Here is a 24591-nt window from a genome sequence, read left to right on the forward strand (position 1 = left end):
GTGTCTCCGGGGAAAACGCTGTTGAGCGGTAAGAGGTCGAATCAGGCGGGCTTGGGAACGATGATCTTCAGGCCCTTGAAGTAATCGCGAAAGAAGCCGGCATCGCGGGTGATCAGCGCGCTGCACTGGAGCATGGCGTGGGCGCCGACGAGGAAATCGGGGACGGTGCGCGCGGGAATGGCGGCACCGGCGACCTTGCGGCGCTGGTTGTAGCGGCGCTGCATCTCGCCGGCGCGGATCGCGGCGCGGCGTTCGATCGGCAGGTAGCGCATGCCCATTTCCTCGACCACGTCCATGATGTCCGCGCCGAATCCCAGGCCGGCGGTGATCTCGCTGACCACCACCTCGCACAGCACGACCGGACCCTGCGCCAGCGCTTCGCGCACGCAGCCCTCGGCGGCGTCGACGCGGGTTTCGTCTTCGCCGAGCAGGTCGATCAGGACGGAGGAGTCGATCGCAATCAAGGATCACCGTTCTCGTCGATGGGATCGCCCGGGGCGCGGCCGCGCAATTCACGCATCACATCGTCGGTGGTCACGCCCGGCGGCAGCTTGAAACGGCCCCGGGCACGGGAAATGGCGTCGTCCACGTTCTTGCGCAGGATGATGCGCCCGCCGTCCAGCTCGACCTTGAGCGTGGTGCCCTTGGTCAGGCCCAGCGCATCGCGCACCGCCTTGGGCAAGGTGATCTGGCCGCGTTCGGCAACGGTGGCTTCCATGGGGAAGTGCCCTCTCGAAGTATGCATACATGATACATACTTGATTTTTCATACTCAAGCCCGCATGTCTGGTCCGCCACACCGGGCCTACACGGTGAATCGGTCAGAATGTCGCAGTCCCTAGAGCCCAATGCCATAGGAGTTCCACCATGAACGACTCGTTCTCCACCCGTAGCGAGCTGGAAGTCGGCGGCAAGCGCTACGCCTACTACAGCCTGCCCACGCTCGGGCAGCACTTCGACATCACCCGCCTGCCCTACTCGATGAAGATCCTGCTGGAGAACCTGCTCCGGCACGAGGACGGCGGCATCACTGTCGGCAAGGAGCACATCGAGGCGGTCGCGCAGTGGGATCCCCGGGCCGAGCCGGATACCGAGATCGCCTTCATGCCGGCGCGCGTGGTGCTGCAGGACTTCACCGGCGTGCCCTGCGTGGTGGACCTGGCGGCGATGCGCGACGCGGTGGTCAAGCTCGGCGGCAACGCCGAGCAGATCAACCCGCTGATCCCCTCCGAGCTGGTGATCGACCACTCGGTGCAGGTGGACGTGTTCGGCAAGGCCGATGCGCTCGACCTCAACGGCAAGATCGAGTTCCAGCGCAACAAGGAGCGCTACGGTTTCCTGCGCTGGGGACAGAAGGCGTTCGACAACTTCAAGGTGGTGCCGCCCAACACCGGCATCGTCCACCAGGTGAACCTAGAGAACCTGGCGCGCGTGGTGATGACCGCCGACAGGGACGGCACTGCGTTCGCCTACCCCGACACCGTGTTCGGCACCGACTCGCACACCACCATGATCAACGGCATCGGCGTGCTCGGCTGGGGCGTGGGCGGCATCGAGGCCGAGGCGGCCATGCTCGGCCAGCCCTCGTCGATGCTGATCCCGCAGGTGGTCGGCTTCCGCCTCACCGGCCGCCTGCCCGAGGGCGCCACCGCCACCGACCTGGTGCTCACCGTCACCCAGATGCTGCGCAAGCACGGCGTGGTGGGCAAGTTCGTCGAGTTCTACGGCGACGGCCTGCAGCACCTGCCGCTGGCCGACCGCGCCACCATCGGCAACATGGCGCCGGAGTACGGCGCCACCTGCGGCATCTTCCCGATCGACGCCGAGGCCATCCACTACCTGCGCCTGTCCGGCCGCAGCGAGGAGCAGATCGCGCTGGTCGAGGCCTACGCCAAGGCCCAGGGCCTGTGGCACGACGCCGACAGCCCGCATGCGCAGTACAGCGCCACGCTGGAGCTGGACATGGGCGAGGTCAAGCCGTCGCTGGCCGGGCCCAAGCGCCCGCAGGACCGCGTGCTGCTGGAGGACATGCAGCGCAACTTCCGCGACAACCTCAAGCCGTTCGTCGATGCCCGCGGCAAGCGCGTAGCCGACCTCAGGCAGGAAGACCGGCTCAAGAACGAAGGCGGCGGCGGCACCGCGGTCGGCGCCAAGGCCTCGCAGGCCGAATCCGATCCCGACAGCGGCGCCGGCTGGCAGGTACGCGACGGCTCGGTGGTGATCGCCGCGATCACCTCCTGCACCAACACCTCCAACCCCGCGGTGATGCTGGGCGCCGGCCTGCTGGCGCGCAACGCGGCCGCGCGCGGGCTCAAGGCCCAGCCGTGGGTCAAGACCTCGCTCGGGCCGGGCTCGCGCGTGGTCACCGACTACCTGGCCAAGGCCGGCGTGCTCGACGACCTGGAGAAGCTCGGCTTCTACGTGGTCGGCTATGGCTGCACCACCTGCATCGGCAACTCCGGCCCGCTGCCGGACGACGTCTCGGCGGCGATCGCGCGCGACGACCTGGTGGTGGCCTCGGTGCTGTCGGGCAACCGCAACTTCGAGGGCCGCGTGCATCCCGAAGTGAAGATGAACTACCTCGCCTCGCCGCCGCTGGTGGTGGCCTACGCCATCGCCGGCACCACCGACATCGACCTGACCTCCGAGCCGCTGGGCACCGGCAGCGACGGCGAACCGGTCTACCTGCGCGACATCTGGCCCAGCAACAAGGAGATCGGCGACACCATCGCCGCGACCATCGGCCCGGAGATGTTCAAGCAGAACTACGCCGACGTGTTCAAGGGCGACAACCGCTGGAACGCCATCGACTCGCCCGACGGCGAGCTGTACGAATGGGATGCGGCCTCGACCTACATCAAGAACCCGCCCTATTTCGACGGCATGACGATGCAGGTCGGCCACGTCGACGACGTGCACGGCGCGCGCGTGCTGGGGCTGTTCGGCGACTCGATCACCACCGACCACATCTCCCCGGCCGGCAACATCAAGAAGGACTCGCCGGCCGGACGCTTCCTGCAGTCGCGCGGCGTGCAGCCGGCCGACTTCAACAGCTACGGCAGCCGCCGCGGCAACGACGACGTGATGGTGCGCGGCACCTTCGCCAACATCCGCATCAAGAACCTCATGTTCGGCGGCGAGGAAGGCGGCAACACCCTGTACTACCCGGCCGGCGGCGGCACGCCGGAGAAGCTGGCGATCTACGACGCGGCGGTGAAGTACAAGGCCGACGGCGTGCCGCTGGTGGTGATCGCCGGCAAGGAATACGGCACCGGATCCTCGCGCGACTGGGCCGCCAAGGGCACCAACCTGCTCGGGGTCAAGGCGGTGATCGCCGAGAGCTTCGAGCGCATCCACCGCTCCAACCTGGTCGGCATGGGCGTGCTGCCGCTGCAGTTCCTCGACGGCGAGAACGCGCAGAGCCTGGGGCTGGACGGCTCGGAAGTGTTCGACATCGGCGGCCTGGACGACGGCGCCAGCAAGCGCGCCGCCGTCACCGCGCACAAGGCCGACGGCAATGTCGTCCAGTTCCAGGTCAAGGTGCTGCTGCTTACCCCGAAGGAAGTGGAGTACTTCAAGCACGGCGGCCTGCTGCAGTACGTGCTGCGGCAGCTGGCCTCGCGCAGGGCGGCCTGAGAGCAAGCAAGGCATGCGCGGCCTGGCGAGGGAGCGCCAGGCATCGCGCTGTTGCAGGAGCGACTTCAGTCACGATGGGCTTTACCGGTAAAGCCTTCGCGACTGAAGTCGCTCCTACAGTGCGGTCGCCACGGCCTTCATTCGTCCGCCGCGCGCCAGTCGGCGTAGTACGCGCGCCAGTGGCCGTCCTCGTCGCGCCAGCCGCTGGTCACCGAATAGCCGCCGGCCCGCTCCGGCAGCACGCGGTTGTCGCTGCCGGTCAGCACGACGTGGAAGCGCACCGTCGCATGATCGTCGTGCAACTGCACCTGCAGCGGCCCCAGCGTCGCGCCGAGGCGGGCGTTGGCGAGCAGCTGGGCGCGCAGGAGATTGTGCAGCGCAGCGCGATCCATGCCGCCATTGCCGGAAAAATCCGCCGCGACGTATTCCATGAAACCGGCGGGATCGCGCTCTCCCAGGGCCGAGTGCATCTGCTCGACGCTTGCGCGCAGACGCATGTCGGGCGTTTCGCGCGAACAGCCCGCCAGCAGCGTCGCCAGCACGGCGAGAACCAGCAGCCACCGGCAGTATCCAAAGGTCGTATACCGAATCATCCACACTTCGCCTTTTCTATCCGTAACGGTATCCTGCCACCCGCACGGACACGTTTCATCCCGCGCAGAACGCTCCAGTCATCCCTCGGGGGGGATATGAACCAGCAAAAACCGTGGCTGCAGAGTTATCCCGCCGGTGTCCCGGCGGAAATCGATGTAGACGAATTCCGATCCGTCGCTGCGGTTTTCGAGACATCCGTCGCCAAGTTCCGCGACCGCCCCGCCTACTCCAGTTTCGGCAAGGTCCTGACCTACGGCGAGACCGACGCCCTGGTCACCCAGTTCGCCGCCTACCTGCTGGGCGAGCTGCAACTCAAGAAGGGCGATCGCGTCGCCCTGATGATGCCCAACTGCCTGCAATACCCGATCGCGATCTTCGGCGTGCTGCGCGCCGGGCTGACCGTGGTCAACGTCAACCCGCTGTACACCGGGCGCGAGCTGAAGCACCAGCTGATCGATTCGGAAGCCAGCGTGCTGGTGGTGGTCGACAACTTCGGCGGCACCGTGCAGCAGGTCATCGCCGATACCCAGGTCAGGCAGGTGGTCACCACCGGCCTGGGCGACATGCTCGGCTTCCCCAAGGGCCCGCTGGTCAACTTCGTGCTCAGGTACGTCAAGAAGATGGTGCCGGACTACCGCATCGCCGGCGCCATCCGCTTTCGCGAGGCGCTGGCGCTGGGCCGCAAGCACACGCTGCCGGCGCTGGACATCGACGGCGGGGACATCGCCTTCCTGCAGTACACCGGCGGCACCACCGGCGTGGCCAAGGGCGCGATGCTCACCCACCGCAACCTGGTGGCCAACATGCAGCAGGCCTCGGCCTGGATCTCGGCCACCGGCCAGATCGAGGAAGGCAACGAGGTGGTCGTCACCGCGCTGCCGCTGTACCACATCTTCGCGCTGACCGCGAACGGGCTGGTCTTCATGAAGCTCGGCGGGCTGAACTACCTGATCACCAACCCGCGCGACATGCCCGGCTTCATCAAGGAGCTGAGCAGGATCCGCTTCACCGCGATCACCGGCGTCAACACGCTGTTCAACGGCCTGCTCAACACCCCCGGCTTCGACAGGCTCGACTTCTCCTCGCTCAAGGTCACCCTGGGCGGCGGCATGGCGGTGCAGCGGGCGGTGGCCGAGCGCTGGAAGCAGGTGACCGGCGTGACCCTGGTGGAGGCCTACGGCCTGACCGAGACCTCCCCGGCCGCATGCATCAACCCGCTGGACCTGAAGGAATTCAACGGCTCCATCGGCCTGCCGATCCCGTCCACCGACGCCTGCATCAAGGACGACAGCGGCAACGTGCTGGCAACCGGCGAGATCGGCGAATTGTGCTTCCAGGGCCCGCAGGTCATGAAGGGCTACTGGCGCCGCCCCGAGGAGACCGCCAAGGCGATCGATGCCGAGGGCTGGCTGCACACCGGCGACATGGCGCGGATGGACGAGAAGGGCTTCTTCTACATCGTCGATCGCAAGAAGGACATGATCCTGGTATCCGGGTTCAACGTGTACCCGAACGAGATCGAGGACGTCATCGCGATGATGCCCGGCGTGCTGGAGGTGGCCGCCGTGGGCGTGCCCAGCGAGAAGTCGGGCGAGATCGTCAAGGTGGTCATCGTCAAGAAGGACCCGAACCTCACCGAGGAGCAGGTCAAGGAACATGCCCGCGCCAACCTGACCGGCTACAAGCACCCGCGCATCGTCGAGTTCCGCAAGGAACTGCCCAAGACCAACGTCGGCAAGATCCTGCGCAGGGAGCTGCGCGACACGCCGCCGGACTGAGTACCTCGGTGCGGCCGCAGAGCCGTGCAACATGTCGATCGACACGGGGGCTTCCGCAAGGAAGCCCCCGTCTCTTTGCGTGCGCCGGGCGCGAGTTAGGATCGGCACGTGGGACACGCCATGCCCGCCGCCCACGTCCTCCTCCCCTGCGGGCATTCTCCGAGGAACCTCCGATGAGCATGATCGAGAAGCTGCCCAGCAACGGCAACGCCTATTCCACCATCCGCGCAGAGACCTCCAGCGATGGCAACAGCCACTGGATGTTCATGCACCACGATGCCCCCAATGGCTCCAGACCCTGCTTTCGTCCGGAACTACTAGACGAGATGTGGGACTTCACCGCTTCGATCACCCAGCCCGTCTCCGAACGCCAGCCCGGTAGGCTGCGCCACTTCGTGCTTGCATCAGAAGCCACCGCCTTCAATCTTGGCGGCGACCTGCAGCTGTTCTCGCGGCTGATCCGCGAGCGCGATCGCGGCCACCTGCTGGACTACGCCCGTCGCTGCATCGATGGCGTGCACACATTGCATACAGGGCTGGGCGGCGACGTGCGCAGCATCGCGCTGGTGCAGGGCGACGCCCTTGGCGGAGGGATGGAGATGGCGCTGGCCTGCCATACCATAGTCGCCGAGGAAGGTGTCGGCATGGGCCTGCCGGAGGTCCTGTTCGGCCTGTTCCCCGGCATGGGGGCCTACTCTTTCCTCAGCCGCAGGATCTCGCCGCAGTTGGCCGAGCGCATGATCCTAGAGGGACGCATCTACAGTTCCCAGGAGATGCATGCCCTGGGCGTGGTCGATGTCCTTGTCCCGCGCGGCGATGGCGTGGCGGCGGTGCAGCAGATCATCCAGCGCGAACAGCGGGTACCCCATGCCTGCCTGGCGATGAACGCCGCACGGCGCCTGGCACAGACCGTGCCCCACCAGGAACTGCTCGATATCACCACAGTATGGGTCGATACCGCGCTGGCGCTGGACGACAAGTCGCTGCGGATGATGGATAGGCTGGTGCGCGCGCAGATGCGTCGCGCCGACAAGGAAGCGGCGTGAGGTGAACGCAACCGGAGCCGGGCCGGTCAGCCCGGTCCCGGCCTTTCGGTGACGCCGAGCCCGCCATTGCGCAGACGGCGGTGCAATTCGCTGCGCCCCTCTTCCAGATACTGTTCGAGCGTGGCCAGGCGCTGGCGCCACTCGCCCCGAAGCTGCCAGTCGGGCATCTGCATCAGTTCCAGGCTTTGCGCCGCCAGCCTGGCCAAGCCGAGATTGCTGGCCACGCCGCGTAGCGCATGGGCGTGGTCGCGCAGGCCGTTCCAGTCTGCTGGCCCACCGCTGAGCCCGATGCCGCGCATGCATTCGGCGGCATCCTCCAGACACTGGCGGACGAACTCGCGCTCGAACTCTCCGCCCATGCCCAGCGCGGCCAGTTCGTCCAGCACACGGGGATCGAGCACGCCATCGACCTCCGTAGCCGGCTGTGCAGGCCGGACTGGCACGGGGTCGACGCCGCTGCCGCTGCGCGTGTTGCGCCGGTCGGCGATCCCGGCAAGGACGTCAAGCAGCCGGATCGACGCCACCGGCTTGGCGAGAAAGGCATGCGCGCCGGCCTGTTCGCAGCGCCGAATGGCGTCGGGCGTAACGTCCGCGCTGAGCACCAGTACCGGCGTGCGCATCGTGCTCGTGCCGGCCTGCATGACCCGCAGTTGCTTTAGCAGGTCCAGTCCACTCATGCCCGGCATATGCAGATCGACGATGGCCGCATCGAAATCGCTGTCCGCGAGTGCATCCAGGACGGCCTCGCCGCCGTCGACGCAGGTAACCCGATGACCGGCCTTCTGCAGCAGCCGCTGCAGCACCATCCTGTTCGCCTGGTGGTCGTCGGCGACCAGCAGATGCATGCTGCGCACGCGTGCGCGATGGCGCAGGAAGGGATCGGCGAAGGCGATCACATTGCCTTGCGCCATCGCATCCAGGGAGGGAGGGGTATCGTCTCGCCGCGTCTCGGCCTGCGGGACTTCCACCGCCCCCGCCTCGAACGGCAATTCCACCCAGAAACGGCTGCCATTGGGGAAGTTGTCCTGGAAGCCGATGGCGCCACCCATCGCTTCAGCCAGCCCCTTGGCGATGGTCGTCCCCAGGCCGCTTCCCTCGTAGCGGCGAGTCATGCCCACATCGGCCTGCTCGAAGGCTTCGAATAGACGGCCACGTGCTTCCTGCGGCACACCGATGCCGGTATCGGCAATCTCCAGCCGCAGCCGGATCGTATCTTCCCGAGGCGAGGACGGCGCGGGAGGCACGGTCTCCACGCGCACGACGACGCGTCCGCTGTCGGTGAACTTCACCGCATTGCCGGCCAGGTTCAACAGGATCTGCCGCAGATGGCTGGGATCGCCTCGTAACCGGTCCGGTACGTCCGACCCGACCTCGACGAGGTAATCGAGCCGCTTGGCTCTGGCCTGCGGCTCCAGGATCAAGCCCACAGCGTCTATCAGTTCCCGTAGCGAGAAGTCCTGCTTGCTGACGCGGAGCTTTCCCGCCTCGATCGCGGAGATATCCAGCACCTCCTCCACCAGCGCCAGCAGGCTCCGGGACGATGCCTGGATGGTGACCACGCATTCGCGTTGCTCTGCGTCCAGATTGGTAGTTGCCAGCAGGTCGGTCATGCCCGACAGGCCATTGAGGGGAGTGCGGAACTCATGACTCATGTTGGCGAGGAACCGGCTCTTGGCCTCGCTGGCGCGGCGCGCCTCCGCGGTGGCGCGGGTGAGCCGGCGCAACAGCCCGGACAGATAAAGGGGAATTGCCGCAAGTCCGAGCCACAGCCCCAGTCCGAGCCCGATGTTCTGTCGCCAGTAGTCGCTGCTGGCGAGCACGATGCCGAAGCCCGTGCAGGCCGCCAGAACCGCACCGATCAGATAGGCGTTGCCGTAGCGCAGGCCATTGCCCACAGTGACCCACATGAGGATGACGTACAGCCAGGCCAGCGGCTCGCCCTGGCTTGCCATCGCCACGGTCATCAGGCCGTAGTCGGTGACCATGCCGATGACCCGGCGCAAGTCCGAACGCCTGGGATTGAGGAGAATCCAGCACAGCAGCCCAAGCCCGATCGCAGCACCCAACGCGCTCATCGCCACCGAAATCCGGTAGACGTCGCGGTCGAGCAGGCCGAGCGGCACGGCGATCGTCATCGCGGCGATGACGGCGCAGAAGATCGCGATGCGGATCACGGTCTGCGCATGCTCGCTGTCCTCGCGCCGTGCGAGCCGGCGGTACAGAGCGAGCAGGAGATCACGCATGTCAGAGCCCGGGCCGCGCGGAAGCGGTCGAATAGCGGTCGCAGATTTCCTCCAACCGCCTGCGCGCACGCAGCAGTGCATCCACGCAACGCGGATCGAACAGGCGCCCACGCTGCGCGTAGAGGTAAGCCAGGGTCGCATCCATCGTCCATGCCGGCTTGTAGGGCCGCTCCGACAGCAGCGCGTCGCACACGTCGGCCACCGCGACGATGCGCGCCTCCAACGGAATCGCCTCGCCCGCCAGCCCATCGGGATAGCCGCTGCCGTCGTAGCGCTCGTGGTGGCGCAGCGCGATCAGCGCACCGACCTGGATGAAACGGTTCTGGCTGCCGCTTAGCAGTTCGTAGCCGATGCGGGGATGGCGGCGCATGACCTCCATTTCCTCCTCGGTGAGCTTGCCGGGCTTGAGCAGCACCGAGTCGGGAATGGCGATCTTGCCCATGTCGTGCAGCGTTGCGGCCATTTCGATGATGCGCACTTCCTCCTCCGACAGTCCCATCTGCTCGGCTATCAGCCCGGCGATATGCGACATGCGCTCCAGGTAGGCGCTGGTCCCGTTGTCACGGTACTCGATGGCCCGCGCCAGCCGCGACAGGGTCTCGCGCTCGCGCTCCTCCACCTCGTGCATGCTCGACAACAGGCGCTGCTCCAGCGACAGCGCGCGCTGCTTGGCGTTCTCGCTGTGCTGGCGCAACTGCAGCAGGTTGTTGCAGCGCGCCCGCAGCTCGCGCGGGCGGATCGGCTTGACCAGGAAGTCGATCACGCCGGCTTCCAGTGCCGCCTGCCGCACCGGCTCGTCGCCGACCACGGTGATCAGCACGATCGGGATGTCGCGGTGCCGGGGCAGCCGGCGGAAACGGCGCGCGAACTCCAGGCCGTCGATGCCGGGCATGCGGTAGTCGAGCAGCAGCAGGTCGACCTGGCTGGCCTCGCACCAGTCCAGTGCCTGTTGCGGCTCGCCGAAATCGTGTACGTGCAGCTCCGGGGAAATGTCCTCGATCACACCGCGCAGCATGGTGCGGGCGGATTTCTGGTCGTCGACGATGACGATGTTCAAGCTGTTGTGTGCTCCCCCCATCCACGCGAATCGATCGTCCGTGGAAGGGGCTGTCGGCCATGCACTGCTGAGGTACTGCATCTGCATTCTCCCCACAGCTCCGCGGGTGGCGGCTGCCACCCGGTCCTTACTGCAGCCCGGGCCAGACCTGGCCTGGGTCGATAGCATACGCAGAAATAGCGCCGGTCAAGTCATGGCGATGTGTACGCGGTCAGGCTTCCGGACGCATGTAGGGGAACAGCAGCACGTCGCGGATGGAACTGCTGCCGGTCAGCAGCATCACCAGCCGGTCGATGCCGATGCCGAGGCCGCCGGTCGGCGACATTCCGTACTCCAGCGCACGGATGTAGTCGGCGTCATAGTGCATGGCCTCGTCGTCACCGCCCTCCAGAGCGGCCACCTGCGCCTTGAAGCGTGCGGCCTGGTCCTCCGGGTCGTTGAGCTCGGAGAAGCCGTTGGCGATCTCCTTGCCGTTGATGAACAGCTCGAAGCGGTCGGTATAGCCCGGATCGGTGTCGCTGGCACGGGCCAGCGGCGAGACTTCCACCGGATGCGAGGTGATGAAGGTCGGCTGCACCAGCTTGTCCTCCACCGTGGCCTCGAAGATCTCCTGCAGCAGCTTGCCCCAGCCCCAGGAGGGCTTGGTCTTGATCTTCAGCCGCTCGCAGTGGCGCGCCAGCGCATCGCGGTCGGTGGTCTCGGCGGCGGCGATCTCCGGGTTGTAGTGGCGTACCGCCTCGTCCATGCGCCAGCGGCGGAAAGCAGGGCCCACGTCGATGTCGGCCCCGTCCCAGTGGAACACGGTGGTGCCCAGCACCTGGGAGGCGACGTCGCGGATCACCGCCTCGGTCAGGTCCATGATCTCGGTGTAGGTGGCGTAGGCCTGGTACAGCTCGAGCATGGTGAACTCGGGGTTGTGCCGGGTGGACACGCCCTCGTTGCGGAAGTTGCGGTTGATCTCGTAGACGCGCTCGAAGCCGCCCACCACCAGCCGCTTGAGGTAAAGTTCCGGGGCGATGCGCAGGTACAGGTCGATGTCGAGCGCGTTGTGGTGGGTGACGAACGGCTTGGCGGTGGCACCGCCGGGGATGACCTGCATCATCGGCGTCTCCACTTCCAGGAAGTGGCGCGCGTCCAGCCAGGCGCGGATGGCGCGGATGATCTTCGAGCGCTTGACGAACACCTCGCGCGACTCGGGATTGACGATCAGGTCGACGTAGCGCTGGCGGTAGCGCTGCTCGACGTCGCTCAGGCCGTGCCACTTGTCCGGCAGCGGCCGCAGCGACTTGGTCAGCAGGCGGAGCGAGGCGGCCTTGACCGACAGCTCGCCGGTCTTGGTGCGGGTCAGCCCGCCCTCCACGCCGACGATGTCGCCCACGTCCCAGCCCTTGAAGGCATCGTAGGCATCGCCCAGTGCGTTGGCCTGCAGGAACAGCTGGATGCGCCCGGATTCGTCCTGGATCTGCGCGAAGCTGGCCTTGCCCATCACCCGCTTGGCCATCAGCCGGCCGGCCATCCGCACCCGCCGCGGCGAGCCTTCCAGAGCGTCGTGCGTCCACTGCCCGGCATCGGCGTACTCGGCCTGCAGTTCGCCGGCGAAGTCCTCGCGGCGGAAGTCGTTTGGATAGGCGATCCCCTGCTCGCGCAGCGCCTTGAGTTTGCCGCGGCGCTCGGCGATGAGGCTGTTCTCGTCGGCGGCGGGCGTCTGCGGTGCGGGGGTCTGGTCGGTCATGGCGGTTCTTGGGGGAATTCGGGATTGGGGATCGGGATTCGGAGAAGGGCCGCGGATTCGCCTCGCTTCACGAATCCCCTGTCCCCAATCCCGAATCCCGGCGTTGCCTACGCGTCGGCGCGTTTGGAGCCGGCCTCCAGGCCGGCCTTCAGGCTGGCCTCGACGAACTCGTCCAGGTCGCCGTCGAGCACCTTCTGCGTATCGCTGCGCTCGATGCCGGTGCGCAGGTCCTTGATGCGGCTCTGGTCGAGCACGTAGTTGCGGATCTGGCTGCCCCAGCCGATGTCGGACTTGGTGGCCTCCACCGCATCCTTCTCGGCGTTGCGCTTCTGGATCTCCAGCTCGTACAGCTTGGCCGCCAGCATCTTCATCGCGCGGTCGCGGTTGGCGTGCTGGCTGCGCTCGGTCTGGCAGGCCACCACCACGCCCGAGGGGATGTGGTGGATGCGCACCGCCGACTCGGTCTTGTTGACGTGCTGGCCGCCGGCGCCGGAGGAGCGGTAGACGTCGGTCTTCAGGTCGGCCGGGTTGATCTGGATGTCGATGTTGTCGTCGACCTCCGGGGCCACGAACACCGAGGTGAAGCTGGTGTGGCGGCGGTTGTCCGAGTCGAACGGCGACTTGCGCACCAGCCGGTGCACGCCGATCTCGGTCTTCAGCCAGCCATAGGCGAACTCGCCCTCGACGCGGAAGGTAGCCGACTTGATGCCCGCCACGTCGCCGCCGGACACTTCCAGCAGCTCGGTCTTCCAGCCGCGCGACTCGCACCAGCGCAGGTACATGCGCAGCAGCATCTCGGCCCAGTCCTGCGCCTCGGTGCCGCCGGCGCCGGCCTGGATGTCGACGAAGGCGTTGGCCGAATCCATCTCGCCGGAGAACATGCGCTGGAACTCCAGCTTCTCGACGTGGCGCTGGTGGCGGTCGACGTCGGCGACCACGGCCTGCGCGGTCTCCTCGTCCTGCTCGCTCTCGGCCAGGTCGAGCAGTTCGCCGGCCTCGGCCAGGCCGTCCTGCACTTCGGCGATGCCGTTGACGAACTTCTCCAGCACGGAACGTTCGCGGCCCAGCGCCTGGGCGCGCTCGGAATCGTTCCAGACGTCGGGGTTCTCCAGCTCGCGGACTACTTCCTCCAGGCGCTCGCGCTTGGCATCGTAGTCAAAGATACCCCCGGAGCGAGACCATCCGGTCGTGGAGATCGGCGATGCGCTGGCGGATGGGATTCAGTTCGATCATTGCGGTAACGGGCGTGTGGAACGAAAGGCCCGCAATTCTAGCAGCTGCGCGCGATCGGGGCGGTCCGCGCCGGGGTCCCCCGCGGTTGCATCCCGCCATCGCGGCGTCCGTCGCGGCCAGCGACGGCGGGCCATGGCCCGCCCCTGTGCAATCGGCGATGCAGTCGTAGCCGGGGCCGCGGCAGATGACACGATTGTCAGGCTGCCGTCAGCGGCGGCCGACGGCAACGACGCTAGGATCGGTTTCCATCGACAACTGTTCACGGAGACCGCCATGCACAGCCGCCGTCAGTTCCTGGGCACGACCCTGTCATCGCTGGCCATGGCCAGCCTCGCTGCCGCCGCCGGCCCGGCCTTCGCCGCCGGGTTCGGCCAGGCCGCCGCGGCCGCAGGCGGCGGCATCGCCCGCCGCGCGATCCCGTCCAGCGGCGAGCAGATCCCGGTGATCGGCGCCGGCACCTCGGGCAGCTTCGAGGCCACGCCCGGCACGGAGAAGTACGAGCAGTTGAAGCTGGTGCTGAAGGAGTTCTTCGAGGGCGGCGGCACGGTGTTCGATACCTCGCCCAACTACGGCGGCGCCGACGAGGTGCTGGGCACCCTGCTGGCCGAGGGCAACTGGCGCCCGCGCTGCTTCCTGGCCACCAAGATCGCCGCCGACAGCCACGAGGCCGCGGTGGCGCAGTGGCAGGAATCGCTGCGGCGGCTGCGCACCGACAAGGTGGAGCTGCTGCAGGTGCACAACCTGCGCGACTGGAAGCGCCAGCTGCCCTACGCGCAGGAACTCAAGGCGCAGGGCAAGACCCGCTATGTCGGCGTCACCCACTATGTCGCTTCCGGGCTGCCCGAGCTGGAGCAGGTGATGCGCACGCAGACGCTGGACTTCATCCAGATCAACTACTCGCCCAACGCCACCGAGGCGGCGAAGACGGTACTGCCGCTGGCGCGCGACAAGGGCATCGCGGTGCTGATCAACCGCGCCTTCGACGACGGCCGGCTGTTCCCCAAGGTATCCGGCAAGCCCCTGCCCGCCTGGGCCGGAGAGGCCCAGGTCGGTTCCTGGTCGCAGGTCTTCCTCAAGTTCGCGCTCAGCGCACCGGCGGTGACCGCGGTGATCCCCGCCACCAGCCGTCCCGACCGCCAGCTCGACCAGTTCAAGGCCGGCCTGGGCCCCATGCTCAGTCCTGCCCAGCAGCAGGACGTGATCCGTGCCGTCGCCTGAATCCGGGCGCGCGCCGCTGCTGGCGCGCCTGTTCAACGTCAGGCCGCACGAGGCCGGCGCGGTGGCCGCCGCACTGCTGATGTTCTTCCTGCTGTTCGCCGGCTACTTCATGCTGCGGCCGGTGCGCGAGACCATGGGCATCGCCGGCGGCGTGCGCAACCTGCAGTGGCTGTTCACCGCGACCTTCGTCGCCACCCTGGTCGCGCTGCCGCTGTTCGGCTGGCTGGCCTCGCAGGTGCGCAGGCGGCGGATCCAGCTGTGGACCTACGGCTTCTTCGTGCTCAACCTGCTGGCGTTCGCCGCGGTGCTGGCGGCGCGGCCGGACAGCATCTGGGCCGCACGCATGTTCTACGTGTGGCTGTCGGTGTTCAACATGCTGACGATCTCGCTGGCCTGGAGCGTGCTGGCCGATATCTTCGTCAGTTCGCAAGCCAAGCGGCTGTTCGCGCTGATGGCCGGCGGCGCCAGCCTCGGCGGGCTGGTCGGGCCGTTGCTCGGCACCGTGCTGGTGGTCCCGATAGGCCATGCCGGCCTGTTGCTGCTGTCGGCGCTGATGCTGGCCGGCAGCGCGGCGGCCGGCATCTGGCTGCAGCGCTGGCGCGACCGCCATCCGCCGGGCGCGGAAGAACAGGCGGCGCGCAGCAGGCCGCTGGGCGGCAATCCGTTCGCCGGCGCCACCGCGGTGTTCCGCTCGCCCTACCTGCTGGGCATCGCCACCTTCGTGGTGCTGCTGGCCACCGCCAACACCTTCCTGTACTTCGAGCAGGCCAAGCTGGTGGAAGCCGCGTTCCCGGACAAGACCCGGCAGACCCAGGTGTTCGGCATCATCGACATCGTGGTGCAGTCGCTGGCGATCCTGACCCAGCTGTTCCTCACCGGCCGCATCGCGCAGAAGCTGGGCGTGGGGGTGCTGCTGGTGGCGGTGCCGCTGGTCGTGGCCGCCGGCTTCCTGTGGCTGGCGCTGGCGCCGGTGTTCGCGGTGCTGGCGGTGGTGATGGTGGTGCGCCGCGCCGGCGAGTACGCGCTGGTGCGACCGGGCCGGGAGATGCTCTACACGGTGGTGCAGCCGGAACATAAGTACAAGGCCAAGAACTTCATCGACACCGTCGTCTATCGCGGCGGCGACGCCGTCAGCGGCTGGGTCAAGCATGGCATCGACATGCTCGGCAACCATCCCGCCGCGGCGATGCTGATCGGCAGCGCCCTGGCACTGGTGTGGGCCGGCAATGGCGCGCTGCTGGGCCGTGCGCAGCGCCGTCGCGAGCAGCTCCAGGAGCCCGACCGCCCCGCCCCGTCCCCCGCCCGGTCCTGATCCCTCCCCTCTCGCCATCCCAGGAGGTTCCATGCGTCCCCACCCTGCTCCGCGTACCGTACCGGCCCTGCTGCTGGCCCTCCTGCTGCTTGCCGCCGGCCCCGCGCTCGCCGCGCAGGCCGCCGATACGGCGGCCGCGCCGTCGCCGCAACCCGCCCCCGGCCCGCCGCAGCGCACGGTGCTGGTCACCGGCGCGACCTCGGGCATCGGCGCGGCGACGGCGCGCCGCTTCGCCGCCGAGGGCTGGAAGGTGATCGCCACCGGCCGCCGGGCCGAACGGCTGCAGCCGCTGGTCGAGGAGTTCGGCCGCGACACCGTCCACCCGGCGGTGTTCGACGTACGCGACGCGCAGGCGATGGAGCGGGCGCTGGCGGCGCTGCCCGAAGGCTTCCGCCAGATCGACCTGCTGGTCAACAACGCCGGGCTGGCACGCGGCACGGAGCCGGCGCAGCAGGCCGACCTGGAGGACTGGCGCGTCATGATCGACACCAACATCACCGCGCTGGCCACCCTCACCCACCGCCTGCTGCCCCAACTGATCGAGCGGCGCGGGCACGTGATCAACATCGGCTCGGTGGCCGGGCGCTACCCCTATGCCGGCGGCAACGTCTACGGTGGCACCAAGGCCTTCGTCGAGCAGTTCTCGATGGGGCTGCGCAGCGACCTGCGTGGCACCGGCACCCGGGTGACGGTGATCCTGCCGGGACTGGTGGAAACCGAGTTCACCCTGGTCCGTACCGGCGGCGACCAGGCGGCATCGCAGCGCACCTACGGCGGCGCCGATCCGCTGACGGCCGAGGACCTGGCCGAGAGCATCTACTGGGCCGCCAACCTGCCGCCGCACGTGAACGTCAACCGCATCGAGGTCATGCCGGTATCGCAATCGTTCTCGCGCCTGGACGTCCTGCGCGAGCAATGACCGCCGCCGACCCGCGGGCGGCATCGCACTCGAATCGCCCAAGCCACGTCGTACCATGGCCGCTATGAAGATCCTGATTGTCGAGGACGAAGCCAAGACCGCGGGCTACCTGACCCGCGGCTTGGGCGAACAGGGCTACACGGTCGACCATGCCGACAACGGTCCCGACGGCCTGCACCTGGCGTTGACCTGCGACTACGACGCCATCGTGCTGGACGTGATGCTGCCGAAGATGGACGGCATGCAGGTGCTGCGCTCGCTGCGCGCCTCGCGCGACACGCCGGTGATCGTGCTGACCGCGCGCGACCCGATCGAGGACCGCCTGGCCGGCCTGGGCGCCGGCGCCGACGACTACCTGGTCAAGCCGTTCTCGTTCCTGGAACTGCTGGCGCGGCTGCATGCCATCACCCGCCGCGGCCGCAACCACGAGACCACGCAGATGCAGGTCGGCGACCTGCACCTGGACCTGATCACCCGCCGCGCCATCCGCCGCGGCCGGCGCCTGAACCTGACCGCCAAGGAGTTCGCCCTGCTGGCGCTGCTGGCGCGCCGCCGCTCGCAGATCCTGTCCAAGACGGTCATCAGCGAGGCGGTCTGGGACATCAACTTCGACACCAGCACCAACGTGGTCGAGGTGGCGGTCAAGCGCCTGCGCGCCAAGCTGGAGGAGCCGGGCGAGCCGAAGCTGCTGCACACCGTGCGCGGCATGGGCTACGTACTGGAGCCGCGCGAGGACGAGGCCCCGTGAAACCGCGCTCGATCGCGTCGCGGCTGGCGTGGATGTTCGGGCTGGCCGTCACCGCCGTGCTGAGCATCGCCGCGCTGGCGCTGTTCCTGTTCATGTACCACGAGCTGCAGCGGCACAAGCGCGAGGAACTGCATGCGCGCCACGTCATCGTCGAGCGCCTGGTACGCCATGTAGACGACCTCGAACGCTGGCGCCACTTCGCCGCCAAGCTGGCCGATTTCAGCCCCGACGACGGCAGCCTGTACTTCCTGGCCGCCAGCGACGACCCGCGCTGGCGCATAGGCGAGGACGTGCTGCAGCGGCTGCAGATCCGCCCGCAGGCGTTCGCCGAGGGCGGCAACGGCGAGCGCTACGCCCGCGCCGAGCTCGACGGCAGGCGCTTCGTGACCCTCGTCCACGACCTGCCCGCCGATGGCCAGCGGCCGCCGGTGCGGCTGGTGATCGCCGCGGCGATGAGCGACGTCGAGGCCACCGTGGTCGCTGTGACGGCCGCCATCGCGATGGTGCTGCTGCTGTCGATGCTGGCGGTGTTCGCGCTGGGCTGGCGCATCGCCCGGCACGGGCTGGCGCCGGTGGACCGGCTGTCCGAGCATGCGCGGCGGCTGGATGCCCGCGACCTCGCACGACGCCTGCCCGACGACGCCCTGCCGGCCGAGCTGGAAGGCCTGGTGCTGGCACTGAACCAGGCGCTGGCGCGGCTGGAGCACGCCTACCTGAAGCTGTCGGCCTTCAACGCCGATGTCGCCCACGAGCTGCGCACGCCGCTGGGCAACCTGATCGGCGAGACCCAGGTGGCGCTGTCGCGGCCGCGCGACAGCGCGGCGCTGGAGACGGTGCTGCAGTCGAACCTTGAGGAACTGGAACGGCTGCGCGGCATCGTCAACGCGATGCTGTTCCTGGCCCGCGCCGATCGCGGCGAGAGCGCCCGCGACCCGATCGAGGTGTCGCTGCGCGAGGAGACCCGCAAGGCCGCCGAGTTCCTGGAGATACTGCTGGATGACGCGGGGACCCGGCTGGAGATCGTCGGCGATGCCCGCGTGCGGGTCGAGGACTCGCTGTATGCGCGCGCGATGACCAACCTGATCGACAACGCGCTGAGGCATGGCGAGCCCGGTGGCACGGTGCTGGTGACCATTGCCGACAGCGACGACGAGGCGGTCGTGACGGTCAGCAATCCCGGCGGTCCGATCCCGCAGGAACAGCTGTCGCACCTGTTCGACCGCTTCTACCGCGCCGACCCGTCGCGGACCAGCAGCGACCAGCACCAGGGGCTGGGCCTGGCCATCGTCAAGGCCATCGTCCAGCTGCATGGCGGCAGCGTTTTCGCCCGCTGCGGCGAAGGCCGCGTGCAGGTCGGGTTCCGCCTGCCGCGGCGGCCGCCGGGCTGAGGCGAGCAAACCAAGCTATCTGCAGCTCCTGCATCGCGGCATCCCACGCCTGTGCGATCGCGGGTAGGTTCGCCGGCTTCAGACCACGGCATTCAGCCGGGCGCGGTAGTTGCGGCTGCACGGCAGGCGCGCGCCGTCGCGCAGGTGTACCCGCGCCTCGCCGCCTTCGAGCGGCTCGATCGAGGCGATCCGTTCCAGGTTCACCAGGTAGCTGCGATGGATCCGCACGAAGCGCGCCGGGTCCAGCCGCGCCTCGATCGCGGCCATGGTGCTGCGCAGCGGGTAGTCGTGCCCGCGCACGTGCAGGTTGACGTAGTTGCCCGCCGCCTGGATCCACTCGATGTCGGTGGTGGCGACCAGGAAGTCGCGGCCGAGCTTGCGCACCAGGAAGCGCTCGGGGCGGTCGATCGGCTGCACCGGCGGGCCTTCGTCGGGCACGTCGAGCATGCTGGCCTCGCCCTGCAAACGCAGGACCAGCAGCCGCCAGGCCTCGATGAAGACGACCAGCACGAAGAAGCTGCGCGCGTCCTTGAGGTACTCGTAGGACCACGTGTCCCACCAGTCGCCGAAGTCGTAGTCGCGGCCCATCCAACGATAGGCCAGGATGCGCAGGCCAATCATTCCGGCGACGTGTACCAGCGAGAAAACCACGCTGGCCAACAGGTAGCGCGGCAGTTGCCGCTGCCAGGTGTCCCAGTGCAGCGGGAAGCGGCGGGTGAACCAGACCATGGGCCAGATCAGCGCCAGCCACAGCAGGCTGCTCGACCACTCCCAGACCACCGGCTCCCAATCGGCGTAGTGCAGGCCGGCCTGGCGGATGTCCATGACCACCGTGATGCTGTTGATCGTTGCGTTCGACAGCAGGTACACGACCCAGAAACCGATCTCGATCTGGCGCTTCCACGGCAGGATGCGTTCGTAGGCGGACGTCTTGGGCGGGCTCATCCGGCGCATTCTACGTCGCCGGCCGCCGCGTCCCGTCCCGGCTCGTCCCCGCTTGCCCGCGGCTCGTCCCAGGCGCCCCGCAAATGGTCACTTCGCGCTGGCCGGGGTCATCAGCGCGGCAGAAGCTGACGGCCATCCTCGCAACGGAACAGCGTCATGCAACGCCGCCACGATCTCGACTGGGTCCGCGTCATCGCCTTCTGCCTGCTGGTCCTCTATCACGTCGGCATGTACTACGTGACCTGGGACTTCCACGTCAAAAGCCCGCATGCCGGCCCGGCGCTCGAACCGTTCATGCTGCTCACCAGTCCCTGGCGCATGTCGCTGCTGTTCCTGATCTCCGGCGTGGCCACCGCCTTCATGCTGGGCAAGGCCCCGACGGGATTCTTCCGCCGACGCTCGCGGCAGCTGCTGTTGCCGCTGCTGTTCGGCATGGCGGTGGTCGTGCCTCCGCAGTCCTACTACCAGGTCGTGGAGCAGCTCCCCGGCGGCTACTTCGAATCCTACGCCGCGTTCTATGCGAAGTACCTGAGCGGCTACCACGGCTTCTGCGGCAGCGACGGCGATTGCCTGCGCCTGCCCACCTGGAACCATCTCTGGTTCCTGCCCTACCTGTGGACCTATACCGCGCTGACATGGCTGCTCTGGCGGCTGCTCCCGGGCACGGCGATGGCGCGGCTGCGGGAAATGGCCGAAAGCGCCCTGTCGGGATGGCGGGTACTGCTGGTCCCGGTGGCGCTGCTTGCCGCCGCCCGGCTGCTGCTGGTCTCGCGCTTCGAACAGACCCATGCGCTGACGGACGACTGGTACAGCCATGCCCAGTACCTGCCGGTGTTCCTGATCGGCTTCCTGATGGCGTTCGCCACCGGGACATGGCAAGCCCTGCAGCGCCTGCGCTGGAGCGCACTGGGCATCGCCGCGGCGAGCTACGGCCTGCTGGTGTTCTGCTGGTACTTCGCCGGCTACGACGACCACAACCCGCCACCGCAGGCATTGCGGATGCTGCTGCGCGCGGCCTGGGCGGCCGACCAGTGGTGCGCGATCGCCGCCATCCTCGGCTTCGCCTACCGCTGGCGCGATGCCGACAGCCCGCTGCTGCGCTACCTGACGCTCGCGGTGTTCCCCCTCTACATCCTCCACCAGACCGTCATCGTGGTGCTGGCACACAACCTGAAGCCGTTGGCCATTCCGCCGTTGCCCGAGGGCATTGCGCTGGTCGTCGCCACCTATGCGCTGTGCCTCGGCGCCTACGAGCTGATCCGCCGCGTCGGCTGGCTGCGGCCGCTGTTCGGGTTGAAGCCGATTGCTCAAGCCCCTGCAGGAGGCCACCGGCGCGCCGCGTGAAACAGCGCCAGCACCCGGACGATGTTCTCGTCGGCCACGCTCTCGCAGACCAGGCGGCAGCTCCCGTGCGCGAGCCACCCGCGTGTGCCAGGGATCCCATCGGCATACCCAAGCGGCGGATGTTCCGCCAGCCCGGCGGCCGCGACGACGGCGCTACCGCACTATCGCCGTCCCGCCGCGCACGCTCCTGCGCCGGCGGCCGCGCGTAGAATCACCGCGCCCCGCCCCGAATCGCCGCAATACGAGAGGCCGACATGCCGCACGTGATCATGGAATACAGCGCAAACCTTCCCGGCTTCGACGCGACGCAGGCGCTGGGGCAGCTGAACCAGGCGCTGTTCGCCTCCGGGCAGGTGGCGACGCCGCTGGACATCAAGGGGCGCGCGCACGCGCTGCAGGACTGGGTGATCGGCACCGCCGACGTGGACCGGTCCGCGCATGGCTTCGTGCACGTGACCGTCTGCCTGCTGTCCGGGCGCACGCCCGAGGCCAAGCAGTCCATCAGCGCCGCGCTGATGCAGGTGCTGCGCGAACAGGCGTATCCGGCCGGGGTGCGGGTGCAGTTCAGCGTGGAACTGCGCGACATGGACCGCGCCTGCTACGGCAAGGACGCACGCGCCGGAGGCTGACCCCGGCGGCCGCCGGCATCTCGCCACCCGCCGCGCCCGGCGCGGCCCTCACGCGTCCTGGCAATGCTCCACGATCAGCTGGATCGCCCCGCCTCCGCGGTAGTCGTCGCTGACCAGGCGATAGGCGATGCGCAGCCGCGCGGCCGGTTCCCGTCCTTTCCAGCCATTGAAGTGGATGGCGTTGAGCGGCTCGCTGCGCCCGGCGCAGCGCAGCACCAGCTTCAGGTGGCGCTCCTTGAGCAGGCGCCACTGCGCGACCTCGAAACAGCCGTCGAACAGCGGCTCGGGAAAGCCCTGGCCCCAGGGACCGGCCTGGCGCAGCGCCTCGGCGTGGACGAAGTCGAACTCCTCCGGCAACAGCTCGCCGTCGCTGGCCAGTTCGGCCTGCAGCAGCGACTCGTCCAGCGCCTGCGCCGCGTGCGCGTGCAGCGCCTGGCGGAACGCCTCCAGCGACGCCGCCGGCAGGCTCAGGCCGGCGGCCATGGCATGGCCGCCGAACTTGCCGATCAGCCCGGGACAGCGTGCATCCACCGCCGCCAGCGCATCGCGGATGTGGAAGCCGGCGATCGAGCGCGCCGAGCCGCGCAACTGCTCGCTGCCGGGTTCGGCCGGGGCGAAGGCCAGCACCGGCCGGTGCAGGCGCTCCTTCATCTTCGAGGCCACCAGCCCGATCACGCCCGGATGCCATTGCGCATCGAACAGGCAGGCCACCAGCGGCGCGTGGCCGTCGGCGGCGAGCATGGCCCGGGCGACCGCGGCTTCGGCCTCGTCGGTCATGACCTGCTGCACCGCGCGACGCTCGGCGTTGATCTGCTCCAGCAGCGCGGCGATCTCGCGTGCCCGTCCCGGCTCGTCGCACAGCAGCAGTTCGATGCCCAGCGCCATGTCCTCCAGGCGCCCGGCGGCGTTGAGCCGCGGCGCCAGCGCGAAGCCGATGTCGCTGGCGCACAGGCGCGAGGCGTCGCGTCCGCTGACCTCGATCAACGCGTTCAGTCCCGCGCAGCCGCGGCCCTGCTGCAGCCGGCGCATGCCGGCGGCGACCAGGGCGCGGTTGTTGACGTCCAGCGGCACCAGGTCGGCCACGGTGCCGACCGCCACCAGGTCCAGCAACGAAGTCAGGTCGGGACGTTCGGGGATGGCCGCTCCCCGAGCCTCGCGATCAGGGCCCGCTGCCGACGCGATCGGGGCACGGCCGGAAGGATAGAGCCGCGCGCGCAGCGCCAGCAGCACGTAGAAGATCACCCCGACGCCGGCCAGCGCCTTGCTCGGGAAGCCGTCGCCGGACAGGTTCGGATCGACGATCGCGTCGGCCGCGGGCAGGTGCTCGCCCGGCAGGTGGTGGTCGGTCACCAGCACCTGCCAGCCCCGCGCCTTGGCGGCGGCGACGCCGGCGTGGCAGGCGATACCGTGGTCCACGGTGACCAGCAGTTCGGGCTGCAGCGCGGCCAGTTCCTCCACCAGCGCCGGCGACAGGCCGTAGCCGTGCACCATGCGGTTGGGCACGGCATGCATCACGTGGCGGGCGCCGAGCATGCGCAGGCCGCGCACGCCGACCGCGCACGCGGTGGCGCCGTCGCAGTCGAAGTCGCCGACCACCAGGATGCGCCGCTGCGCGGCGATCGCCTCGGCCAGCAGCCGCACCGCGGCATCGATGTTGCCCATCCGCGCCGGTGCCAGCAGTTGCGCCAGGCGCGGCTGCGCCTGCTCGACGCAGGTGGCGCCGCGCAGTTCGTACAGGCGCCGCAGCAGCGGCGGCACGCTGTCCGGCCACTGCCCCTGCGCCAAGGCACGGCGACGGGTGATGCGGATGGCCGAGGTCATGGATCTGGCGTCATGGGCACGACGTCATGCATCCACGCCGGCCAGCGGGCGCCGCCAGAAGCGCCAGCGCTGGCGCCGCTCGATGACGAAGTGCGCACCGTCCTGGAAGTCCAGCACCAGCCGCTGCAGCTCGCCGCGCGCCAGTGCCGCCAGCAGCGGCGTTATCGCCTCGCCGTCCACCTGTTCGAGCGAGCGCAGGTGGCGCAGGTCCACCAGCGCATCGACCGCCGGGGTGCCGTCGCCGTCGGCGCCGCTGGCCAGCGCCAGCGCACGCAGCAGCGGTTCGCGGCTGCGCACCTGTGCATGTTGCGAGGTCACCGCGTGCGGCAGTTCGCCACCACCCCAGAACCACAGCGAGTTGATCGCCGGCTTGCCGCGCGCGGCCCGCTGCTGGTTCCAGGGATGCTGGTGCAGCAGCACCTGCGCCTCGGTCAGCAGCGCCCGCCAGCGGCGTCCGGGGACGCCCTGCGGCAGGTGATCGAACAGGTCGGCGCCGAGCACCTCGCCCGGCTCGACGAACTCGGGCAGCTCCAGCCCCGGCGCAGCGCGCAGGTACCAGCGCGACGGCTCCGGCGCATCCAGCAGCAGCCCGGCATCGCCGAACAGCGGCTTCAGCGCCGGCAGCAGCGCAGCGATGTCGTGCTCGTCGACGTCCAGCGACGATCCGTACCCCATCAACCGCGCGCCCTGCATGTCCGGCACCACGCAGGCCGGGTCGGCGCGTACCCACGCCGATCCGGCCGCGTCGCCGGCATCGAGCTGGCGCGTCAGCGCCGCCACCGGCCAGTGCCGCGGCAGCAGCTGGAAGTGGCGCAGCAACTGCGCCCGCTCCCCCGCCTCGGTGCTGCCGCGCTCGGCACGGCCCAGCGCCTTCGCCACCGCGGGCGACAGCCGTTGTCCGGCAAGCCGCTTGCGTGCCGGCAGCAGCAGGGTGGCGGCGCTCATCGC

General features: G+C 68.7%; 20 protein-coding genes. 10 read left to right on the plus strand and 10 right to left on the minus strand.

What is annotated here, in order from left to right; genetic code table 11:
- Positions 1-41: 41 nt before the first annotated feature.
- Both LRX76_RS01490 and LRX76_RS01495 read right to left on the minus strand, forming a co-directional pair.
- Positions 42-464, minus strand: a complete 423-nt coding sequence (locus tag LRX76_RS01490; protein WP_231801048.1) for a type II toxin-antitoxin system VapC family toxin — start codon at positions 462-464, stop codon at positions 42-44.
- Positions 461-718, minus strand: a complete 258-nt coding sequence (locus tag LRX76_RS01495) for an AbrB/MazE/SpoVT family DNA-binding domain-containing protein (RefSeq protein ID WP_231801051.1) — start codon at positions 716-718, stop codon at positions 461-463. The genes LRX76_RS01490 and LRX76_RS01495 overlap by 4 nt, the downstream gene beginning before the upstream one ends.
- Positions 719-867: 149 nt before the next feature.
- On the opposite strand from LRX76_RS01495, the gene acnA reads away from it, so the two are divergent.
- Positions 868-3636, plus strand: a complete 2769-nt coding sequence (gene acnA, locus LRX76_RS01500; RefSeq protein WP_231801055.1) for an aconitate hydratase AcnA — start codon at positions 868-870, stop codon at positions 3634-3636.
- A gap of 137 nt (positions 3637-3773) precedes the next feature.
- Here acnA and LRX76_RS01505 read toward each other — a convergent pair whose 3' ends face one another.
- Positions 3774-4178 carry a nuclear transport factor 2 family protein gene (locus tag LRX76_RS01505; protein WP_231801056.1) on the minus strand — a complete coding sequence of 135 codons (405 nt, stop codon included), beginning with the start codon at positions 4176-4178 and terminating at the stop codon, positions 3774-3776.
- Between the two features lie 147 nt (positions 4179-4325).
- Between LRX76_RS01505 and LRX76_RS01510 the strand changes: the two genes are divergently transcribed.
- Complete coding sequence (locus LRX76_RS01510; protein ID WP_231801057.1) at positions 4326-6008, plus strand: long-chain fatty acid--CoA ligase; 1683 nt, start codon at positions 4326-4328, stop codon at positions 6006-6008.
- A gap of 173 nt (positions 6009-6181) precedes the next feature.
- On the plus strand, positions 6182-7054 hold the full coding sequence (locus LRX76_RS01515; RefSeq protein WP_231801059.1) for a crotonase/enoyl-CoA hydratase family protein: 873 nt from the start codon (positions 6182-6184) through the stop codon (positions 7052-7054).
- Positions 7055-7080: 26 nt separating this feature from the next.
- On the opposite strand, the gene LRX76_RS01520 is transcribed toward LRX76_RS01515, so the two are convergent.
- The 4 genes from LRX76_RS01520 to prfB form a co-directional block, all read right to left on the minus strand.
- Positions 7081-9297 carry a response regulator gene (locus LRX76_RS01520; protein WP_231801064.1) on the minus strand — a complete coding sequence of 739 codons (2217 nt, stop codon included), beginning with the start codon at positions 9295-9297 and terminating at the stop codon, positions 7081-7083.
- 1 nt (position 9298) lies between these two features.
- Positions 9299-10375 carry a two-component system response regulator gene (locus LRX76_RS01525; protein ID WP_231801065.1) on the minus strand — a complete coding sequence of 359 codons (1077 nt, stop codon included), beginning with the start codon at positions 10373-10375 and terminating at the stop codon, positions 9299-9301.
- 190 nt (positions 10376-10565) lie between these two features.
- Positions 10566-12086, minus strand: a complete 1521-nt coding sequence (gene lysS, locus LRX76_RS01530; RefSeq protein ID WP_231801066.1) for a lysine--tRNA ligase — start codon at positions 12084-12086, stop codon at positions 10566-10568.
- A 107-nt stretch (positions 12087-12193) separates the two neighbouring features.
- Positions 12194-13319 (minus strand): peptide chain release factor 2 gene (prfB, locus tag LRX76_RS01535; protein WP_231801068.1). Its coding sequence is split into 2 segments (ribosomal slippage): positions 12194-13243 and positions 13245-13319, totalling 1125 coding nucleotides; the frame shifts between segments, so codons are not numbered across the junction.
- A 273-nt stretch (positions 13320-13592) separates the two neighbouring features.
- Here prfB and LRX76_RS01540 point away from each other — a divergent pair.
- The 5 genes from LRX76_RS01540 to LRX76_RS01560 all read left to right on the plus strand — a co-directional run bounded on the left by LRX76_RS01540 (position 13593) and on the right by LRX76_RS01560 (position 18904).
- Positions 13593-14537 carry an aldo/keto reductase gene (locus tag LRX76_RS01540; protein WP_231801070.1) on the plus strand — a complete coding sequence of 315 codons (945 nt, stop codon included), beginning with the start codon at positions 13593-13595 and terminating at the stop codon, positions 14535-14537.
- The gene (locus LRX76_RS01545) at positions 14524-15849 is read left to right on the plus strand and encodes an MFS transporter (RefSeq protein ID WP_231801072.1); all 1326 of its coding nucleotides are present in this window, start codon (positions 14524-14526) and stop codon (positions 15847-15849) included. Before LRX76_RS01540 ends, LRX76_RS01545 begins: the two co-directional genes overlap by 14 nt.
- A 31-nt stretch (positions 15850-15880) precedes the next feature.
- On the plus strand, positions 15881-16768 hold the full coding sequence (locus tag LRX76_RS01550) for an SDR family NAD(P)-dependent oxidoreductase (RefSeq protein ID WP_231801084.1): 888 nt from the start codon (positions 15881-15883) through the stop codon (positions 16766-16768).
- A gap of 64 nt (positions 16769-16832) precedes the next feature.
- Complete coding sequence (locus LRX76_RS01555) at positions 16833-17516, plus strand: heavy metal response regulator transcription factor (protein WP_231801095.1); 684 nt, start codon at positions 16833-16835, stop codon at positions 17514-17516.
- Positions 17513-18904, plus strand: a complete 1392-nt coding sequence (locus tag LRX76_RS01560; protein WP_231801096.1) for a heavy metal sensor histidine kinase — start codon at positions 17513-17515, stop codon at positions 18902-18904. The genes LRX76_RS01555 and LRX76_RS01560 overlap by 4 nt, the downstream gene beginning before the upstream one ends.
- Positions 18905-18982: 78 nt before the next feature.
- Here the strand turns inward: LRX76_RS01560 and LRX76_RS01565 are convergent, their stop codons facing one another.
- Complete coding sequence (locus LRX76_RS01565) at positions 18983-19849, minus strand: LytTR family DNA-binding domain-containing protein (RefSeq protein ID WP_231801097.1); 867 nt, start codon at positions 19847-19849, stop codon at positions 18983-18985.
- Positions 19850-20005: 156 nt separating this feature from the next.
- On the opposite strand from LRX76_RS01565, the gene LRX76_RS01570 reads away from it, so the two are divergent.
- Positions 20006-21193 carry an acyltransferase family protein gene (locus LRX76_RS01570; RefSeq protein WP_231801098.1) on the plus strand — a complete coding sequence of 396 codons (1188 nt, stop codon included), beginning with the start codon at positions 20006-20008 and terminating at the stop codon, positions 21191-21193.
- A 269-nt stretch (positions 21194-21462) separates the two neighbouring features.
- Positions 21463-21822, plus strand: coding sequence for a 5-carboxymethyl-2-hydroxymuconate Delta-isomerase (locus LRX76_RS01575; protein ID WP_231801099.1), 360 nt, complete (start codon positions 21463-21465; stop codon positions 21820-21822).
- 48 nt (positions 21823-21870) lie between these two features.
- Here the strand turns inward: LRX76_RS01575 and recJ are convergent, their stop codons facing one another.
- Both recJ and LRX76_RS01585 read right to left on the minus strand, forming a co-directional pair.
- Positions 21871-23643, minus strand: a complete 1773-nt coding sequence (recJ, locus tag LRX76_RS01580) for a single-stranded-DNA-specific exonuclease RecJ (RefSeq protein WP_231801104.1) — start codon at positions 23641-23643, stop codon at positions 21871-21873.
- Between the two features lie 24 nt (positions 23644-23667).
- Positions 23668-24588 (minus strand): phosphoglycerate mutase, encoded by a 921-nt coding sequence (locus LRX76_RS01585; RefSeq protein ID WP_231801105.1) that lies wholly within the window; start codon positions 24586-24588, stop codon positions 23668-23670.
- Between the last annotated feature and the right edge of the window lie 3 nt (positions 24589-24591).

This window comes from Stenotrophomonas sp. MMGLT7 (assembly GCF_021168555.1).
GTDB lineage: Bacteria > Pseudomonadota > Gammaproteobacteria > Xanthomonadales > Xanthomonadaceae > MMGLT7.